The sequence below is a fragment of the Pseudomonas sp. BF-R-24 genome (assembly GCF_019947335.1).
GTDB lineage: Bacteria > Pseudomonadota > Gammaproteobacteria > Pseudomonadales > Pseudomonadaceae > Aquipseudomonas > Aquipseudomonas jessenii.
This window is the reverse complement of the sequence record NZ_JAGYGG010000003.1, coordinates 48,325-65,291: the sequence shown is the minus strand read 5'-3', so window position 1 is coordinate 65,291 and position 16,967 is coordinate 48,325. Positions and strand designations below refer to the sequence as shown.

20 protein-coding genes are annotated in these 16,967 nt (G+C 59.9%); all 20 read left to right on the top strand.

Annotation, left to right across the window (positions count from 1 at the left end; all coding sequences use genetic code 11):
• Positions 1–50 precede the first annotated feature (50 nt).
• The 20 genes from trmJ to der all read left to right on the top strand — a co-directional run bounded on the left by trmJ (position 51) and on the right by der (position 16,933).
• Positions 51–821: a tRNA (cytosine(32)/uridine(32)-2'-O)-methyltransferase TrmJ gene (gene trmJ / locus KGA98_RS03230; RefSeq protein WP_008053257.1), complete on the top strand. Its 771-nt coding sequence runs from the start codon at positions 51–53 to the stop codon at positions 819–821.
• A gap of 2 nt (positions 822–823) precedes the next feature.
• Positions 824–1,600 (top strand): serine O-acetyltransferase, encoded by a 777-nt coding sequence (gene cysE / locus KGA98_RS03225; RefSeq protein WP_102670196.1) that lies wholly within the window; start codon positions 824–826, stop codon positions 1,598–1,600.
• A 254-nt stretch (positions 1,601–1,854) separates the two neighbouring features.
• Entirely contained in the window at positions 1,855–2,346 is a 492-nt protein-coding gene (iscR, locus tag KGA98_RS03220; RefSeq protein ID WP_007903581.1) for a Fe-S cluster assembly transcriptional regulator IscR, read from the top strand.
• Between the two features lie 50 nt (positions 2,347–2,396).
• Positions 2,397–3,611 (top strand): IscS subfamily cysteine desulfurase, encoded by a 1,215-nt coding sequence (locus KGA98_RS03215; protein ID WP_057716303.1) that lies wholly within the window; start codon positions 2,397–2,399, stop codon positions 3,609–3,611.
• A gap of 101 nt (positions 3,612–3,712) precedes the next feature.
• A complete protein-coding gene (iscU, locus tag KGA98_RS03210) occupies positions 3,713–4,099 on the top strand; it encodes a Fe-S cluster assembly scaffold IscU (protein ID WP_028620148.1) in 387 nt (128 codons plus the stop codon).
• A 34-nt stretch (positions 4,100–4,133) separates the two neighbouring features.
• On the top strand, positions 4,134–4,457 hold the full coding sequence (gene iscA / locus KGA98_RS03205) for an iron-sulfur cluster assembly protein IscA (RefSeq protein WP_003227904.1): 324 nt from the start codon (positions 4,134–4,136) through the stop codon (positions 4,455–4,457).
• An 8-nt stretch (positions 4,458–4,465) separates the two neighbouring features.
• Positions 4,466–4,987 carry a co-chaperone HscB gene (gene hscB, locus KGA98_RS03200; RefSeq protein WP_057716302.1) on the top strand — a complete coding sequence of 174 codons (522 nt, stop codon included), beginning with the start codon at positions 4,466–4,468 and terminating at the stop codon, positions 4,985–4,987.
• A gap of 51 nt (positions 4,988–5,038) precedes the next feature.
• The gene (gene hscA, locus KGA98_RS03195; protein WP_057716301.1) at positions 5,039–6,901 is read left to right on the top strand and encodes a Fe-S protein assembly chaperone HscA; all 1,863 of its coding nucleotides are present in this window, start codon (positions 5,039–5,041) and stop codon (positions 6,899–6,901) included.
• Between the two features lie 2 nt (positions 6,902–6,903).
• Positions 6,904–7,245, top strand: coding sequence for an ISC system 2Fe-2S type ferredoxin (gene fdx / locus KGA98_RS03190; protein WP_007998670.1), 342 nt, complete (start codon positions 6,904–6,906; stop codon positions 7,243–7,245).
• A gap of 14 nt (positions 7,246–7,259) precedes the next feature.
• Complete coding sequence (iscX, locus tag KGA98_RS03185; protein ID WP_008070969.1) at positions 7,260–7,460, top strand: Fe-S cluster assembly protein IscX; 201 nt, start codon at positions 7,260–7,262, stop codon at positions 7,458–7,460.
• Positions 7,461–7,549: 89 nt separating this feature from the next.
• A complete protein-coding gene (gene ndk, locus KGA98_RS03180; RefSeq protein ID WP_007903599.1) occupies positions 7,550–7,975 on the top strand; it encodes a nucleoside-diphosphate kinase in 426 nt (141 codons plus the stop codon).
• A gap of 28 nt (positions 7,976–8,003) precedes the next feature.
• Positions 8,004–9,146, top strand: coding sequence for a 23S rRNA (adenine(2503)-C(2))-methyltransferase RlmN (gene rlmN, locus KGA98_RS03175; RefSeq protein WP_046040918.1), 1,143 nt, complete (start codon positions 8,004–8,006; stop codon positions 9,144–9,146).
• 16 nt (positions 9,147–9,162) lie between these two features.
• Positions 9,163–9,921 carry a type IV pilus biogenesis/stability protein PilW gene (gene pilW, locus KGA98_RS03170; RefSeq protein ID WP_154947367.1) on the top strand — a complete coding sequence of 253 codons (759 nt, stop codon included), beginning with the start codon at positions 9,163–9,165 and terminating at the stop codon, positions 9,919–9,921.
• Positions 9,921–10,955 carry a helix-turn-helix domain-containing protein gene (locus KGA98_RS03165; RefSeq protein WP_223501122.1) on the top strand — a complete coding sequence of 345 codons (1,035 nt, stop codon included), beginning with the start codon at positions 9,921–9,923 and terminating at the stop codon, positions 10,953–10,955. Before pilW ends, KGA98_RS03165 begins: the two co-directional genes overlap by 1 nt.
• Before the next feature lie 3 nt (positions 10,956–10,958).
• Positions 10,959–12,068, top strand: coding sequence for a flavodoxin-dependent (E)-4-hydroxy-3-methylbut-2-enyl-diphosphate synthase (ispG, locus tag KGA98_RS03160; RefSeq protein WP_008057743.1), 1,110 nt, complete (start codon positions 10,959–10,961; stop codon positions 12,066–12,068).
• A gap of 38 nt (positions 12,069–12,106) precedes the next feature.
• The gene (hisS, locus tag KGA98_RS03155; protein ID WP_008053247.1) at positions 12,107–13,396 is read left to right on the top strand and encodes a histidine--tRNA ligase; all 1,290 of its coding nucleotides are present in this window, start codon (positions 12,107–12,109) and stop codon (positions 13,394–13,396) included.
• A gap of 41 nt (positions 13,397–13,437) precedes the next feature.
• Entirely contained in the window at positions 13,438–14,079 is a 642-nt protein-coding gene (locus KGA98_RS03150; RefSeq protein WP_057716297.1) for a tetratricopeptide repeat protein, read from the top strand.
• The gene (gene bamB / locus KGA98_RS03145) at positions 14,072–15,223 is read left to right on the top strand and encodes an outer membrane protein assembly factor BamB (protein ID WP_223501120.1); all 1,152 of its coding nucleotides are present in this window, start codon (positions 14,072–14,074) and stop codon (positions 15,221–15,223) included. Before KGA98_RS03150 ends, bamB begins: the two co-directional genes overlap by 8 nt.
• 76 nt (positions 15,224–15,299) lie before the next feature.
• Positions 15,300–15,476, top strand: a complete 177-nt coding sequence (locus tag KGA98_RS03140) for a hypothetical protein (RefSeq protein ID WP_157858934.1) — start codon at positions 15,300–15,302, stop codon at positions 15,474–15,476.
• Positions 15,464–16,933 carry a ribosome biogenesis GTPase Der gene (gene der / locus KGA98_RS03135; RefSeq protein WP_057716294.1) on the top strand — a complete coding sequence of 490 codons (1,470 nt, stop codon included), beginning with the start codon at positions 15,464–15,466 and terminating at the stop codon, positions 16,931–16,933. The genes KGA98_RS03140 and der overlap by 13 nt, the downstream gene beginning before the upstream one ends.
• Positions 16,934–16,967: the final 34 nt, after the last annotated feature.

Sequence of the window (16,967 nt, the reverse complement as noted above, 5' to 3'; positions counted from 1 at the left end):
GTTCAGCTGTAAGATTCGGCTCCCGATTATTGTGTTCGAGAGCGCCTCCCTTGCTGCAAAACATTCGTGTCGTCCTGGTCAATACCAGCCATCCGGGCAATATCGGCGGGGCTGCGCGTGCCATGAAGAACATGGGGCTGTCGCGGCTGGTGCTGGTCGAGCCTCGTGTGTTCCCGCATCACGAGGCCGATGCCCGTGCCTCCGGTGCCGGGGACATCCTTGAAAACGCGCAAGTCGTCGCCACCTTGGAAGATGCCTTGGTCGGTTGCAACCTGGTGCTTGGTACCAGTGCTCGCGACCGGCGCATTCCCTGGCCGCTGCTCGACCCCCGCGAATGCGGAACGAAGGTGGTCGAGGAAGCGGGGCAGGGTGCGGAAATCGCTCTGGTGTTCGGTCGTGAAGATTCCGGCCTGACCAACGAAGAGCTGCAGCGATGTCATTATCACGTGCACATTCCATCAGACCCTGAGTTCAGTTCGCTGAACCTTGGGGCGGCGGTGCAGGTGTTGGGTTATGAAGTGCGCATGTCCTGGCTGGCGGCCCAAGGTCAGCCGAGCAAGGTCGAGAAGGAAGAAGTGGCCTCGGTCAAAAGCGCTGAGCTGGCGACCATGGACGAGCTGGAGCGATTCTATGAGCACCTGGAGCAGACCCTGGTGGCCATCGAATTCCTCGATCCGGAAAAGCCACGGCACTTGATGGCGCGCCTGCGCCGGTTGTACGGACGCAGCTCGGTCAGCCGGGCGGAAATGAATATTTTGCGTGGCATCCTCACGGAAACCCAAAAAGCGGCCCGTGGTGAGCTCCTTAAGCGGAAGGATTAATGATGTTCGAGCGTTTGCGTGAAGATATCCAGAGCGTATTCCACCGAGACCCGGCGGCGCGTAACGCTTTTGAAGTCCTGACTTGCTATCCGGGCATGCATGCCATCTGGATCCACCGTTTGTCGGCGATGCTGTGGCGCGCGGACCTGAAATGGCTGGCGCGGCTGGTGTCGAACTTCGGCCGCTGGCTGACCGGGATCGAGATCCATCCGGGGGCCAAGGTCGGTCGTCGTTTCTTCATTGACCATGGCATGGGCATCGTCATCGGTGAAACCGCCGAGATCGGCGATGACGTCACTATTTATCAGGGTGTGACCCTGGGCGGCACCAGCTGGAACAAGGGCAAGCGTCACCCGACCTTGGGTGATGGCGTCGTGGTCGGGGCGGGCGCGAAGGTGCTCGGCCCGTTCACTGTCGGTGCCGGTGCCAAGGTGGGTTCCAACGCTGTCGTGACCAAGGAAGTGCCGCCGGGTGCCACGGTGGTGGGTATTCCGGGGCGGATCATCGTCAAGTCCGATGTCGAGCAGGACGCCAAGCGCAAGGCCATGGCCGAGAAGATCGGTTTTGATGCCTACGGCCTCAGCGAAGACATGCCTGACCCGGTGGCGCGTGCCATTGGTCAGCTGCTCGATCACCTGCAGGCGGTCGATGGTCGTCTGGAGGGGATGTGCGGGGCGTTGAAGGACCTGGGCAGCAATTACTGTGCGAAAGATCTGCCTGAGCTGCGCGAAGAAGATTTCGCCTGTGTGAAGGACAAGGATCAGAGTCAGGCCAGCTAAACCGAGTCGAACTCATCGCGAGCAAGCTCGCTCCCACAGGTGATCAAGTTGTACAGGCTGACGCGGTCCAGTGTGGGAGCGAGCTTGCTCGCGATGAACGATAACGCGGTACTGCTGGCTGTATATGGCCGGCCTTTGCTATGATGCTGCCGCTCTTTTGCGGGTAAACCTGACTAAAGTACTAGGTCTTATAGTTGACTTAAATACTCGGGAATTGCATACTCGCCTCATTCCGAACTCCGTGGTAATTGTCCATGCGACTGACTACAAAAGGCCGATACGCCGTGACCGCCATGCTTGACCTGGCGTTGCACGCGCAGCACGGGCCGGTGTCCCTGGCCGATATCTCCGAGCGCCAAGGCATCTCCCTGTCCTACCTCGAACAGCTTTTCGCCAAGCTGCGCCGCAGCAATCTGGTGTCCAGCGTGCGCGGTCCGGGTGGTGGCTACCAATTGTCCCGCGACATGCAGGGCATCCAGGTCGCCCAGGTGATCGATGCGGTGAACGAATCGGTCGATGCAACCAAATGCCAGGGCCAGGGTGATTGCCATCAAGGCGACACCTGTCTGACCCACCACTTGTGGTGCGATCTGAGCCTGCAAATTCACGAATTTCTGAGCGGTATCAGCTTGGCTGACCTTGTGACTCGCCGTGAGGTGCAAGAAGTAGCCCAGCGTCAGGACCAGCGCCGTTGCAACAGCAAGGCGCCACGCCTGGACAAGATTGAAGCGTCCGCCGTCGAATGACAGCCAAAGAGCTAGCGGCACGCCAGCCAGCCTGATTTAGGAGATAGTCCATGAAATTGCCGATTTACCTTGATTACTCTGCGACCACCCCGGTTGATCCGCGTGTTGCGCAAAAAATGAGTGAATGCCTGCTGGTCGACGGAAACTTCGGTAACCCGGCGTCCCGTTCCCACGTGTTCGGCTGGAAAGCTGAAGAGTCCGTTGAAAACGCTCGTCGTCAGGTCGCTGACCTGGTCAACGCCGACCCGCGTGAAATCGTCTGGACTTCCGGTGCCACCGAATCCGACAACCTGGCAATCAAGGGTGCGGCACATTTCTATGCCACCAAAGGCAAGCACCTGATCACCACCAAGATTGAGCACAAGGCTGTCCTGGACACCATGCGCCAACTGGAGCGTGAAGGCTTCGAAGTGACCTACATCGAGCCTCGTACCGATGGCCTGGTGACCCCGGAGATGATCGAAGCCGAACTGCGCGACGACACCATCCTGGTTTCGGTCATGCACGTGAACAACGAAATCGGCACCGTCAACGACATCGCGGCGATCGGCGAACTGCTCCGTTCCAAGGGCATCCTGTTCCACGTCGACGCCGCTCAGTCCACCGGCAAGGTCGAGATCGACCTGCAGAAGCTGAAAGTCGACATGATGTCGTTCTCCGCCCACAAGACCTACGGTCCTAAAGGCATCGGCGCCCTGTACGTAAGCCGCAAGCCGCGCGTGCGTATCGAAGCGACCATGCACGGTGGCGGTCACGAGCGCGGCATGCGTTCCGGCACCCTGGCGACCCACCAGATCGTCGGCATGGGTGAAGCTTTCCGCGTAGCCAAGGAAGACATGGCTGCCGAGAACGCGCGCATCAAGGCGTTGAGCGACCGTTTCTACAAGCAGGTCGAGCACCTGGAAGAGCTGTACGTCAACGGCAGCATGACCGCCCGCGTTCCGCACAACCTGAACCTGAGCTTCAACTACGTTGAAGGCGAGTCGCTGATCATGGCGCTCAAGGACCTGGCGGTTTCGTCCGGTTCGGCCTGCACCTCGGCGTCCCTTGAGCCTTCGTACGTACTGCGCGCCCTGGGCCGCAACGACGAACTGGCACACAGCTCGATCCGCTTCACCTTCGGCCGTTTCACCACCGAAGAAGAAATCGATTACGCCGCGCAGAAAGTCTGCGAGGCCGTTACCAAGCTGCGCGCTCTGTCGCCGCTGTGGGACATGTACAAAGACGGCGTCGATATCTCGAAGATCGAGTGGGCGGCACACTAAACAAAGAAGCCGCCGGATACGGGTCCTGTAGCAGCGCGGCGGTACATGCAGCGTAACTACAGGGTCTCAAGAGCGGCCCTGATGAGTGAGGATTGAGAATCATGGCTTACAGCGAAAAGGTCATCGACCACTACGAAAACCCGCGCAACGTCGGCAAGATGGACGCGGAAGATCCTGATGTCGGCACCGGCATGGTCGGCGCTCCGGCGTGCGGCGACGTGATGCGCCTGCAGATCAAGGTCAACGAAGCCGGCATCATCGAAGATGCCAAGTTCAAGACTTACGGCTGCGGTTCGGCTATCGCTTCCAGCTCCCTCGCCACCGAGTGGATGAAGGGCAAGACCCTGGACGAAGCGGAAACCATCAAGAACACCCAGCTGGCTGAAGAACTGGCCCTGCCGCCAGTGAAAATCCACTGCTCGGTACTCGCTGAAGACGCCATCAAGGCGGCTGTTCGCGATTACAAGCAGAAGAAAGGCTTGATCTGATTTTCGAGTTTTGGCGACGAGTAAGGAGTCACCGATGGCTATCAGCATGACAGAAGCGGCTGCTCGACACGTGCGGCGCTCCCTCGACGGGCGCGGCAAAGGTGAAGGGATTCGTCTGGGTGTTCGCACCACGGGCTGTTCCGGCCTTGCCTACGTGCTGGAGTTTGTCGACGAGGTGGTTGCAGAGGACCAGGTGTTCGAGAGTCACGGCGAGAAAGTGATCATCGACCCGAAGAGCCTGGCCTACCTGGACGGCACCGAGCTCGATTTCGTCAAGGAAGGGTTGAACGAAGGCTTCAAGTTCAACAACCCCAACGTACGCGGTGAATGTGGCTGCGGCGAAAGCTTCAACATCTGAGGCTTGTCGTGGGTACTCCTTGTCATTTCGCTTTATTTGAGCTGCAACCGAGTTTCGATCTGGATCTCGATCAGCTGGCTACGCGCTACCGTGAGTTGGCGCGCGGCGTTCATCCGGACCGTTTTGCTGACGCTTCCGAGCGCGAGCAGCGGTTGGCGCTGGAACAATCCGCGAGCCTCAACGAGGCCTACCAGACGCTCAAGAGTCCACCCAAGCGCGCGCGTTACCTGCTCGCCTTGAATGGTGGCGAGCTGCCGCTGGAGGTCACGGTGCATGATCCGGAGTTCCTGCTGCAGCAGATGGAGTTGCGCGAAGAGCTCGAAGACCTGCAGGACAGCGCCGACCTGAATGGCGTTGCCGTCTTCAAGCGCCGCCTCAAGGCTGCCCAGGATGAACTGAACCAAAGCTTCGCAGCTTGCTGGAACGATGCCGCGCACCGTGAACGGGCCGAACGCCTGATGCGGCGCATGCAGTTCCTCGACAAGCTCACCTACGAAGTGCGCCAGTTAGAAGAGCGCCTCGACGATTAACCCAGTGCCGCTCCGGTCGCACGCCTGATATACAGATAAGTCCTGATAACGATGGCCCTACTGCAGATCGCCGAACCCGGCCAAAGTCCTCAACCGCACCAGCGTCGTCTGGCTGTGGGGATCGACTTGGGCACTACCAATTCGCTGGTCGCTGCATTGCGCAGTGGACTTTCCGAGCCTCTGGCTGACGCAGAAGGGCGGGTCATCCTGCCGTCTGCCGTGCGCTACCATGCCGATCGCGTCGAAGTTGGCGAATCCGCCAAGCTGGCCGCCGCCACCGATCCGTTGAACACCGTGCTGTCGGTCAAGCGCTTGATGGGTCGTGGTCTGTCCGACGTCAAGCAGCTGGGTGATCAGTTGCCGTACCGCTTTGTCGGTGGCGAATCGCACATGCCGTTCATCGAGACGATCCAGGGCCCGAAAAGCCCGGTGGAAGTCTCCGCCGACATCCTCAAGGTTCTGCGTCAGCGTGCCGAAGCGACCCTGGGCGGTGAGCTGGTGGGCGCGGTGATCACCGTTCCGGCCTATTTCGACGACGCTCAGCGTCAAGCCACCAAGGACGCGGCCAAGCTGGCCGGTCTGAACGTGTTGCGCTTGCTCAATGAGCCGACCGCGGCAGCCGTGGCTTACGGTCTGGACCAGCACGCCGAAGGTCTGGTCGCGATTTACGACCTGGGCGGCGGCACCTTCGATATTTCGATTCTGCGCCTGACCGGCGGTGTCTTCGAAGTGTTGGCCACCGGCGGCGACAGCGCCCTGGGTGGCGATGACTTCGACCACGCGATTGCCGGCTGGATCATTGAGGGCGCCGGTTTGTCGGCCGACCTTGATCCGGGCGCGCAGCGTCAACTGCTGCAGACTGCCTGTGCCGCCAAAGAAGCGCTGACCAGTGCCTCGTCGGTCGAAGTGGCGCATGGCGCCTGGAAAGCCGAACTGACCCGTGAAGCCTTTGATGCGTTGATCGAGCCGATGGTCGCTCGCAGCCTGAAGGCCTGCCGCCGCGCGGTGCGTGATTCCGGTGTCGAACTGGAAGACGTGCATGCCGTGGTCATGGTCGGTGGTTCGACTCGCGTGCCTCGCGTTCGCGAAGCCGTCGCCGAAGCCTTCGGTCGCCAGCCGCTGACTGAAATCGATCCGGATCAAGTGGTGGCCATCGGTGCTGCGATCCAGGCCGATACCCTGGCCGGCAACAAGCGCGATGGCGATGAACTGCTGCTACTTGACGTGATTCCGTTGTCCCTGGGGCTGGAAACCATGGGCGGCCTGATGGAGAAGGTGATTCCACGCAACACCACCATCCCCGTCGCTCGTGCCCAGGACTTCACCACTTACAAAGACGGCCAGTCGGCCATGGCCATCCACGTATTGCAGGGCGAACGCGAGCTGATCAGCGACTGCCGCTCCCTGGCGCGCTTTGAGCTGCGTGGCATTCCAGCGATGGTGGCCGGCGCAGCGAAGATTCGCGTGACCTTCCAGGTCGATGCCGATGGCTTGCTCAGTGTGTCCGCCCGCGAACTGGGTTCGGGCGTCGAAGCCAGCATCCAGGTCAAGCCGTCCTACGGTCTGACCGACGGCGAAATCGCCAAGATGCTCAAGGATTCGTTCCAGCACGCCAACGATGACAAGGTTGCCCGCGTACTGCGTGAGCAGCAGGTCGATGCCCAGCGCCTGATCGAGGCGGTGCAGGCTGCTCTGGAGGCCGACGGCGACCGACTGCTCGACGCCGACGAGCGCATGGTCATCGACCTGCAGGTGCAGGAACTGACCGAACTGATGAAAGGTACCGATGGTTACGCCATCGAGCAGCAGACCAAGCGTCTGTCGCAAGTGACCGACGCCTTTGCTGCCCGCCGCCTGGACTCGACGGTGAAAGCCGCGCTGGCGGGGCGCAACCTGAATGAGATTGAGGAATAACGATGCCGCAGGTCATTTTTCTGCCACACGAGAAGTTTTGCCCCGAAGGCATGGTTGTTGAAGCTGAGACGGGTATTTCCATCCTCGAACTGGCCCACGAGCACCACATCGAGATGGAAAGTGCCTGTGGCGGCGTTTGTGCCTGCACCACTTGCCACTGCATCATCCGCGAGGGTTTCGACTCGCTGGAAGAGGCTGATGAGCTGGAAGAGGACTACCTTGATAAGGCTTGGGGTCTTGAGCGCGAGTCCCGTCTGGGGTGCCAGGCCAAGGTCGGTACCGAAGACCTGACCGTCGAGATTCCGAAGTATTCGCTCAACCATGCGGCCGAAGCACCGCACTGATTCAAGGATCTGAAATGAGTCTGAAATGGGTTGATGTGCTGGAAATCGCGATCCAGTTGGCTGAAAGCAAGCCTGAGGTGGACCCGCGTTACGTGAACTTCGTCGATCTGCACCAATGGGTGCTGGCATTGCCGGAGTTCAGCGATGATCCGACCCGCGGCGGCGAGAAAGTGCTTGAAGCCATTCAGGCCGCCTGGATCGAAGAGGCAGACTGAGTCTGTCGAGCAGGTTAGGCAATACCCGAGAACCCGCGTATAATTCGCGGGTTTAATTTTTCGTAAATTACCGTTTCTGGAGTTACACCATGGCTGTTCAACGTACTTTCTCCATCATCAAGCCTGACGCCGTTGCTAAAAACGTTATCGGCGAGATCACCACTCGTTTCGAAAAAGCTGGCCTGCGCGTTGTAGCTTCGAAACTGAAGCAACTGTCCAAAGCCGAAGCTGAAGGCTTCTACGCTGAGCACAGCGCTCGTGGTTTCTTCAACGACCTGGTTGCTTTCATGATCTCCGGTCCGGTTGTCGTTCAGGTTCTGGAAGGCGAAAACGCTATCGCTCTGAACCGTGAGCTGATGGGCGCTACCAACCCTAAAGAAGCTGCTGCCGGCACCATCCGCGCTGACTTCGCTGATTCCATCGACGCCAACGCCGTACACGGTTCGGACTCCGAAGCCGCTGCCGCTCGCGAAATCTCGTACTTCTTCGCAGCTACTGAAGTAACCACTCGCTAAGCATTGGCTTAAGAGTGAAGGTGAATCCATGACTACATCGACTGTAAAAACTAACCTGCTGGGTCTGACCCAGCTGGAAATGGAAAAATTCTTCGACTCAATCGGGGAGAAGCGTTTCCGTGCCGGTCAGGTAATGAAATGGATTCACCACTTTGGTGTCGATGATTTCGATGCCATGACGAACGTCAGCAAGGCCTTGCGCGAAAAGCTCAAGGTTGTTGCTGAGGTCCGTGGTCCGGAAGTGGTCAGCGAGGACATCTCCAGCGACGGCACCCGCAAGTGGGTGGTGCGCGTGGCGTCCGGCAGCTGCGTCGAGACCGTTTACATTCCCCAGGGCAAGCGCGGCACCTTGTGCGTTTCGTCCCAGGCAGGCTGTGCCCTGGATTGCAGTTTCTGCTCCACCGGCAAGCAAGGCTTCAACAGCAACCTCACCGCCGCCGAAGTCATCGGGCAGGTGTGGATTGCCAACAAATCCTTTGGCAGCGTCCCGGCAACCGTCGACCGTGCCATCACCAACGTGGTGATGATGGGCATGGGTGAGCCGCTGCTGAACTTCGACAACGTCGTCGCGGCCATGCATTTGATGATGGACGACCTGGGCTACGGCATTTCCAAGCGCCGTGTGACCCTGTCGACCTCAGGCGTGGTGCCGATGATCGATGAGCTCTCCAAGCACATCGACGTCTCCCTGGCGTTGTCCCTGCACGCACCGAATGACGCATTGCGTAACCAATTGGTGCCGATCAACAAGAAGTATCCGCTTAAGATGCTCCTCGAGTCGTGCCAGCGCTACATGTCGAATCTCGGCGAAAAGCGCGTGCTGACCATCGAGTACACCTTGCTCAAAGATATCAACGACAAGGTCGAGCACGCCGTGGAGATGATCGAGCTGCTCAAGAACATCCCGTGCAAGATCAACCTGATCCCGTTCAACCCGTTCCCGCACTCCGGTTACGAGCGCCCGAGCAACAACGCCATTCGTCGTTTCCAGGATCAGCTTCATCATGCCGGTTTCAACGTCACCGTCCGCACCACCCGTGGTGAAGACATCGATGCGGCCTGTGGTCAACTGGTAGGGCAGGTGCTGGATCGCACCCGTCGCAGCGAACGTTATATCGCCGTGCGTGAACTCAACGCCGACAACGATGTAGCGCAAGACGCCGCGAAATAACCAAGAGAGGATCTCTATGTCCCTGCGCTTTGCGCTGCTGTTGCTGTTGGCCAGCCTGTGTGCTGGCTGCGTGCTTTCGGGTGATTACAACCCGATGAAGACCAGCAAGGGCCGTGATGAAGCGCGTGAGGCCTATGTGCAACTCGGTATCGGGTATTTGCAACAAGGCATGACCGAGCGCGCCAAGGTTCCGTTGAAGAAAGCATTGGAGCTGGATGGTTCCGACCCTGATGCCAACGCGGCGCTGGGGCTGGTGTTCCAGGCCGAGATGGAACCGGAACTTGCCGACGAGCATTTTCGCAAGGCGCTGGCTTCCCGTCCCGGCGATGCACGAATCCTCAATAACTACGGCAGTTTCCTGTTCGAGCAGAAGCGTTACAACGAAGCCTACGAGCGCTTTGAACAGGCCGCTGCCGATACCCTGTATCCTGAGCGTTCGCGGGTGTTCGAGAACCTGGGCATGACCGCAGCGATGCTCGGTCAGCGCGATCTGGCCCGGCAGCAACTGGAAAAAGCCCTGCGCCTGAACCGCCAACAACCACGTGCATTGCTGGAAATGGCTGAGTTGTCTTACGAAGACAGGCATTATGTGCCTGCGCGTGACTATTACGACCGTTTTAGCCAGCTCTCGGAGCAAAATGCACGTAGTCTATTGCTCGGCATTCGGCTGGCAAAAGTGTTCGAAGACCGCGACAAGGCCGCAAGTGCAGGCCTGCAACTAAAAAGACTCTATCCCGGTACGCCGGAATATCAGCAATACCTGTCGGAGCAATGATGAAAGCGGCGCATCCCGAAGTTGTAGCAGCGAATCGCGTAAACCCCGGTGAGACTTTGCGCCAGGCCCGCGAAAGCAATGGCTGGTCGCTGGCCGAAGTGGCCCTCAAGCTCAACCTCACCACCACTTCCCTGAGCAATCTGGAAGCCGGCGCCTTCGACAAGCTGCCCGGGCATACTTTTGCCCGTGGTTACATTCGCGCCTATGCCAAGTTGCTCGGCATGGACCAGGCCGTTCTGGTCCAGCAATTCGATCAATCCACCGGTACCGACTCCCAGGGCAGCAATGTTCACAGCCTGGGCCGTATTGAAGAGCCGGTCCGGGTTTCCCACACCATTTTGCGAATCGTCAGCCTGCTGTTGCTGGTCGCGGTGATCGGTGGCGGTTTCGTCTGGTGGCAGGATCAGACCTCGATGCGCACCAAGGACCTGATCGGTCTGGCACCAGAGCACGTAGAAGTCGAAGGCGCCGACGGTACGACACAGATTCACCCGCTGGACGAGCCGGAAGACCAGGCCGTCGTGGAAGGTCAGAGCGAAGGCGTAACCGCCCTCGCGCTGCCACAGGCCGACGCTCCGGCTGAAGCCCCAGAGCAGGCTCAGGCGACTGCGCCAGCCGCCCCGGTAGCGCCGACCACGCCAGCCGCACCCGCGCACACCACCGCGCCCGTTGTCGCAGCGCCGGTGACCCCGGCAGCTCCGGCTCCGGCAGCTCCTGCCGTCCCGGCCCCGGTGGCGACTGCACCGGTAGCCCCTGTGGCTCCGGCTCCAGCGGCAGCCGCGCCGCTGGCCGGTCAAGGCCAGGTTCAGGTGCAGTTCACTTCCGATTGCTGGACACAAGTGACCGACGGTAGCGGCAAGGTGCTGTTCAGCGGTCTCAAACGCAAAGGCGACAGCCTGGCAATAAATGGCAAACCACCGTTTGCCGTGCGTCTGGGCTTTGCCCGTGGCGCTCAGGTCAGCTACAACGGCCAGCCGGTTGATGTCGCTCCGTTCACCAGTGGCGAGACTGCTCGCCTGAAGTTGGGTCAATAAGTCATGCACGGCGAATCTCCAATCAAACGTCGCGAATCCCGCAAAATCTGGGTCGGTAACGTGCCTGTTGGCGGCGATGCGCCTATCGCTGTGCAGAGCATGACCAACAGCGACACCAACGATGTTGCGGCCACCGTCGCGCAGATCAATCGCCTGGAAGCAGCCGGCGTCGATATCGTGCGGGTCTCCGTACCGGACATGGACGCCGCCGAAGCCTTCGGCAAGATCAAGCAGCTGGTCAAAGTACCCTTGGTTGCCGACATTCACTTCGACTACCGGATCGCTTTGCGCGTAGCCGAACTGGGTGTCGATTGCCTGCGGATCAACCCGGGCAACATCGGTCGCGAAGACCGTGTGCGTGCGGTGGTGGATGCCGCCCGTGACCGCGGGATCCCGATCCGTATCGGTGTGAACGCCGGTTCCCTGGAAAAAGACCTGCAAAAGAAATACGGCGAGCCGACCCCGGCAGCGCTGGTCGAGTCTGCCTTGCGCCACGTCGAGCACCTTGAGCGCCTGAACTTCCAGGACTTCAAGGTCAGCGTGAAAGCCTCCGATGTGTTCATGGCCGTCGAAGCCTACCGCTTGCTGGCCAAGGAAATCGTCCAGCCGCTGCACCTGGGCATCACCGAAGCCGGTGGATTGCGTTCCGGCACGGTGAAATCTGCCGTGGGCCTCGGTATGCTGCTCGCCGAAGGGATTGGCGATACTATTCGCATCTCGTTGGCGGCCGACCCGGTCGAGGAAGTGAAAGTCGGCTACGACATTCTCAAATCCCTGCACCTGCGTTCCCGTGGCATCAACTTCATCGCCTGCCCGAGCTGCTCGCGGCAGAACTTCGATGTGGTCAAGACCATGAACGAGCTGGAAGGGCGCCTCGAGGATCTGCTGGTGCCACTGGATGTCGCGGTTATCGGTTGCGTGGTCAATGGCCCGGGCGAAGCCAAGGAAGCCCATATCGGCTTGACCGGCGGCACGCCGAACCTGATTTACATCGACGGCAAGCCGTCGCAGAAGCTGACGAATGACAATCTGGTGGATGAGCTTGAACGCTTGATCCGCCAGAAAGCGGCCGAAAAGGTCGAAGCTGAAGCTGCCGTTATTGCGCGCGGCTAAGCCTGGCTAAAAAGAGCCGAACGAATTAAGGAATTTAAGTGAGCAAGTCTCTGCAAGCCATTCGTGGCATGAACGACATCCTGCCCGAACAGACTCCCCTGTGGCGTCATTTTGAAGGCACCGTTTCGCGCCTGCTGGATAACTACGGTTACAAGCAGATCCGCATGCCGATCGTCGAGTTCACCGAACTGTTCAAGCGTTCCATCGGTGAAGTGACCGACATCGTCGAAAAAGAGATGTACACCTTCGACGACCGCAATGGCGACTCCCTGACCCTGCGCCCTGAAGGCACGGCGGCCTGTGTGCGCGCGGTGCTGGAGCACGGCATCACCGGCGGCGGCCAGGTTCAGAAACTCTGGTACATCGGTCCGATGTTCCGCCACGAGCGTCCGCAAAAAGGCCGTTATCGCCAGTTCCACCAGATCGGTGTCGAAGTGTTCAACCTCGACGGTCCGGACATCGACGCCGAGTTGATCGTGCTGACCTGGCGCCTGTGGGGCGAACTGGGCATCCGCGATGCGGTCAAGCTCGAGCTCAACAGCCTGGGCACCAGCGAGTCTCGCGGTCGTTATCGCGAGGCACTGGTCGAGTTCCTGTCCCGGCATCTGGACAAGTTGGACGAAGACAGCCAGCGCCGCCTGAAGACCAACCCGTTGCGGGTCCTGGACACCAAGAACGCCGAGACGCAGGCGATTCTGGTCGATGCGCCGAAAATGGCCGACTACCTCGACGAAGAATCCCGCGTGCATTTCGAGGGCCTCAAGGCTCGTCTGGACGCCGCCGGCATTCCTTATGTGATCAACCCGAAGCTGGTTCGCGGGCTGGACTACTACAGCAAGACCGTTTTCGAATGGGTCACCGACAAACTTGGCGCCCAGGGCACCGTGTGTGCCGGTGGTCGCTACGACGGTCTGGTGGAGCAGATGGGCGGCAAGCCGACCGCCGGCGTTGGCTTTGCCATGGGCATCGAACGCCTGGTGCTGTTGCTCGAAACCCTGGAGCAGATCCCGCAAGAGATCTCCCGTCAGGTCGACGTCTACCTCTGCGCCTTCGGTGAAGCCGCCGAACTGGCCGGTCTGACCCTCGCAGAGCGCGTTCGTGACCAGTTGCCCAACCTGCGCCTGCAAGTGAATGCCGGCGCCGGCAGTTTCAAAAGCCAGTTCAAGAAGGCCGACAAGAGCGGCGCGCTGTACGCGCTGATCCTCGGTGACGACGAAATGGCCCAGCAAGTGGTAGGTTTCAAACCCCTGCGTGGCCAGGGCGAACAACAAAGCATTGCCTGGGATGCGCTTGCAGCACACCTGGCCACCTGCGTCGTGCAGGGTTGAAGCTGTCTAAACAGCCGAATTAGCGATTAAGGAGTATTGGGGTGTCGAGTACCGAAGACGAACATTTGATGGAATTGAAGGAATGGTGGTCACGCAACGGTAAGCCCCTGGTCACTGGCGGCCTGTTGGCGCTGGTCATCGTGTTCGGCTGGCAGGCGTTCCAGAAGTATCAGAGCAATCAGTCGCAAGGCGCCTCGATTCTCTATCAGCAATTGCTCGAAACCACGCTGACGCCTGACGGCAAGCCTGATGCGGCCCGTGTTTCGGACCTGGCCGGCAAGCTCAACAGCGAGTTCGGCGGCAGCGCCTATGCGCAGTACGGCAGCCTGTTCGTGGCCAAGGTAGCGGTCGACAGCGGCAAGCTGGACGACGCGGTCACCGAGCTCAAGGCCATTGTCGCCAAACCGGCCAACCCGGCGCTGGGCGAAATCGCCCGTCAGCGTCTGGCCCAGGTACTCGGCGCGCAAAACAAGGCCGACGAAGCACTGAAGCTGCTCGAAGGCGATGCCGACAAGGCATTCCTGGCCACTCGCGAAGAGCTCAAGGGTGACCTGCTGGTGCAGCTGGGTCGTACCGACGAGGCGAGCGCGGCGTATCAAAAAGCCAAGGCGGCACTGTCGGATGAAGCGGCGGTCGGTGGCCTGCAAATCAAGCTGGACGACCTGGCCAAAGGGGATGCGTGACGTGATTCGTTGGAAACATGCAGCATTGCTGGCCCTGGCCATTTTGGCCGCGGGTTGCAGCAGCAACAGCAAAAAAGAACTGCCTCCGGCCGAACTGGTCGACTTCAAGGAAGAAGTGGTTCTGCACAAGCAGTGGAGTCGTTCGATCGGTGACGGTCAGGGCGAAACCTACAACATGCTGGTTCCGGCCATCGATGGCGATACCATCTATGCCGCCGACGTCACTGGCGTGTTGATGGCGATGGACCGCAACACCGGCGACGTCAAATGGAAGAAAGAACTCGAGTTGCCTGTTTCCGGCGCCGTTGGCGTAGGTTACGGTCTGGTCACCATTGGTACGATCAAGGGTGAAATCGTTGCCCTGGACGCGATCAACGGTGAAGAAAAGTGGCGCGCTCGCGTGTCCAGCGAAGTACTGGCGCCGCCAGCCAACAACGGTGACGTCGTGGTGGTTCAGACCCAGGACGATCGTCTGATCGGCCTGGATGCCTCCACCGGTGACCGTCGCTGGATCTATGACAGCACGCCTGCGGTACTGACCCTGCGTGGCACCAGTGCGCCGATCGTGACCAACCGCCTCGCGGTGGCTGGCCTGTCGACCGGTAAAGTGGTTGCCGTGGACATCTCCAACGGCGTACCGGTGTGGGAACAGCGCGTAGCGATCCCGCAAGGTCGTTCGGAGCTGGAGCGCGTGGTCGACATCGACGGTGGCTTGCTGCTGTCGGGCGAGACGCTGTATGTCGCCAGCTATCAGGGGCGCGTTGCTGCTCTGGACCTGCAAAGCGGCCGTCAGCTCTGGCAGCGTGATGCTTCCAGCTATGCCGGTGTCGCCCAGGGTTTCGGTACCGTTTATGTGACCCTGTCTTCGGGCACCGTTGAAGGCGTCGACGAGCGTTCCACCACAGCCTTGTGGAGCAACGACTCGCTGGCCCGCCGTCAACTGTCGGCTCCGGAAGTGTTCTCGAGCTACGTTGCAGTCGGTGACCTGGAAGGTTACCTGCACCTGCTGAGTCAGGTGGACGGTCGTTTCGTCGGCCGCGAGCGCATCGACAGCGACGGTCTGCGTGCCCGTCCGCTGGTGGTGGGTGACACGATTTATGTATATGGCAACAGCGGCAAACTGGAAGCCCTGACCATTAAGTAAAGGTTTGACTATGCTTGGGGTTAACCCCCCAGGCTGCTTCACCGTTTGTAAGAGTGTAGGAGCGAGCTTGCTCGCGATGGACGTCAACGATTACGTTGGCAATCTGGATAAACGCGGTGTCTTTGCGTTTTTCGCGAGCAAGCTCGCTCCTGCAAAAAAACACACGGTGATTGCCCCGAGCACCAGCCGCTGCCTCGCAGCGGCTTTTGTATTTTCTGAAATAACGAAGTGGAGAGCCGCATGGTTCCCGTAATCGCCCTGGTGGGCCGACCGAACGTCGGCAAGTCCACCTTGTTCAACCGCCTGACCAGGACTCGTGACGCCATCGTCGGCGACTTGTCCGGTCTGACCCGTGATCGCCAGTACGGTGAGGCCAAGTGGCAAGGGCGTTCCTACATTCTGATCGACACCGGCGGTATCTCCGGTGACGAGCACGGTATGGACGAAAAAATGGCCGAGCAGTCGCTGCTGGCCATTGAAGAAGCGGATGTCGTTCTGTTCCTGGTAGATGCCAAGGCCGGCTTCACCGCCGCCGACCAGATGATCGCCGAGCATTTGCGCAAACGTAACAAGCGTTCCCACGTGGTGGCCAACAAGGTCGACAACATCGACCCGGAAATGGCCCGCGCCGAATTCGCCCCGTTGGGCATGGGCCACGCGATCCCGATCGCCGGTGCCCACGGCCGTGGTATCACCCAGTTGCTGGAAATCGCACTGAGTGACTTCCCGAAAGACGAAGACGAGCTGGAAGAAGGCGAGGAAGAAGATGTAGCCGAAGGCGAGGAAGCCAAGCGCATTCCTGGTCCAAGCGAAAAAGACGGGATCAAGATCGCCATCATCGGCCGTCCGAACGTCGGCAAGTCGACCCTGGTCAACCGCATGCTCGGGGAAGACCGGGTAATCGTCTATGACCAACCCGGCACCACCCGCGACAGTATCTACATCCCGTTCGAGCGTAACGACGAGAAGTACACGCTGATCGACACCGCCGGTGTGCGCAAGCGCGGCAAGATCCACGAAGAAGTCGAAAAGTTCTCCGTGGTCAAAACCCTGCAAGCGATCAAAGACGCCAACGTGGTGATCTTCGTGATGGACGCACGCGAAGGCGTGGTGGATCACGACCTCAACCTGCTGGGCTTTGCCCTTGAGGCCGGTCGTGCATTGGTCATCGCGATCAACAAGTGGGACGGCATGACGCCGAGCGAGCGCGACTTCGTCAAGATCGAGTTGCAGCGTCGTCTGTTTTTCGTCGAGTTTGCCGATATTCACTTTATCTCGGCACTGCACGGCACCGGCGTGGGCAACCTCTACGCGTCGGTACAGAACTCGTTCAAGTCCGCGGTTACCCGTTGGCCGACCAGCCGCCTGACCCAGATCCTGGAAGACGCGGTCAGCGAACACCAGCCGCCGATGGTCAACAGCCGCCGGATCAAGCTGCGTTATGCTCACCTTGGTGGCGCGAACCCGCCGATCATCGTGATCCACGGCAACCAGATCGAGAAGGTGCCGAAGTCCTACGTGCGTTACCTGGAAAACACCTACCGCCGTGTGCTGAAGCTGGTCGGTACGCCGATCCGCATCGAGTTCAAGGGTGGCGAGAACCCGTACGAAGGCAACAAGAACACGCTCACCGACCGTCAGGTCAACAAGAAGCGTCGCTTGATGTCGCACCACAAGAAGGCCGACAAGAAGCGTCGCGACAAGCGCTGATCGAGGTTTTTCCCGTGGGATGGAAAGGGCGCCA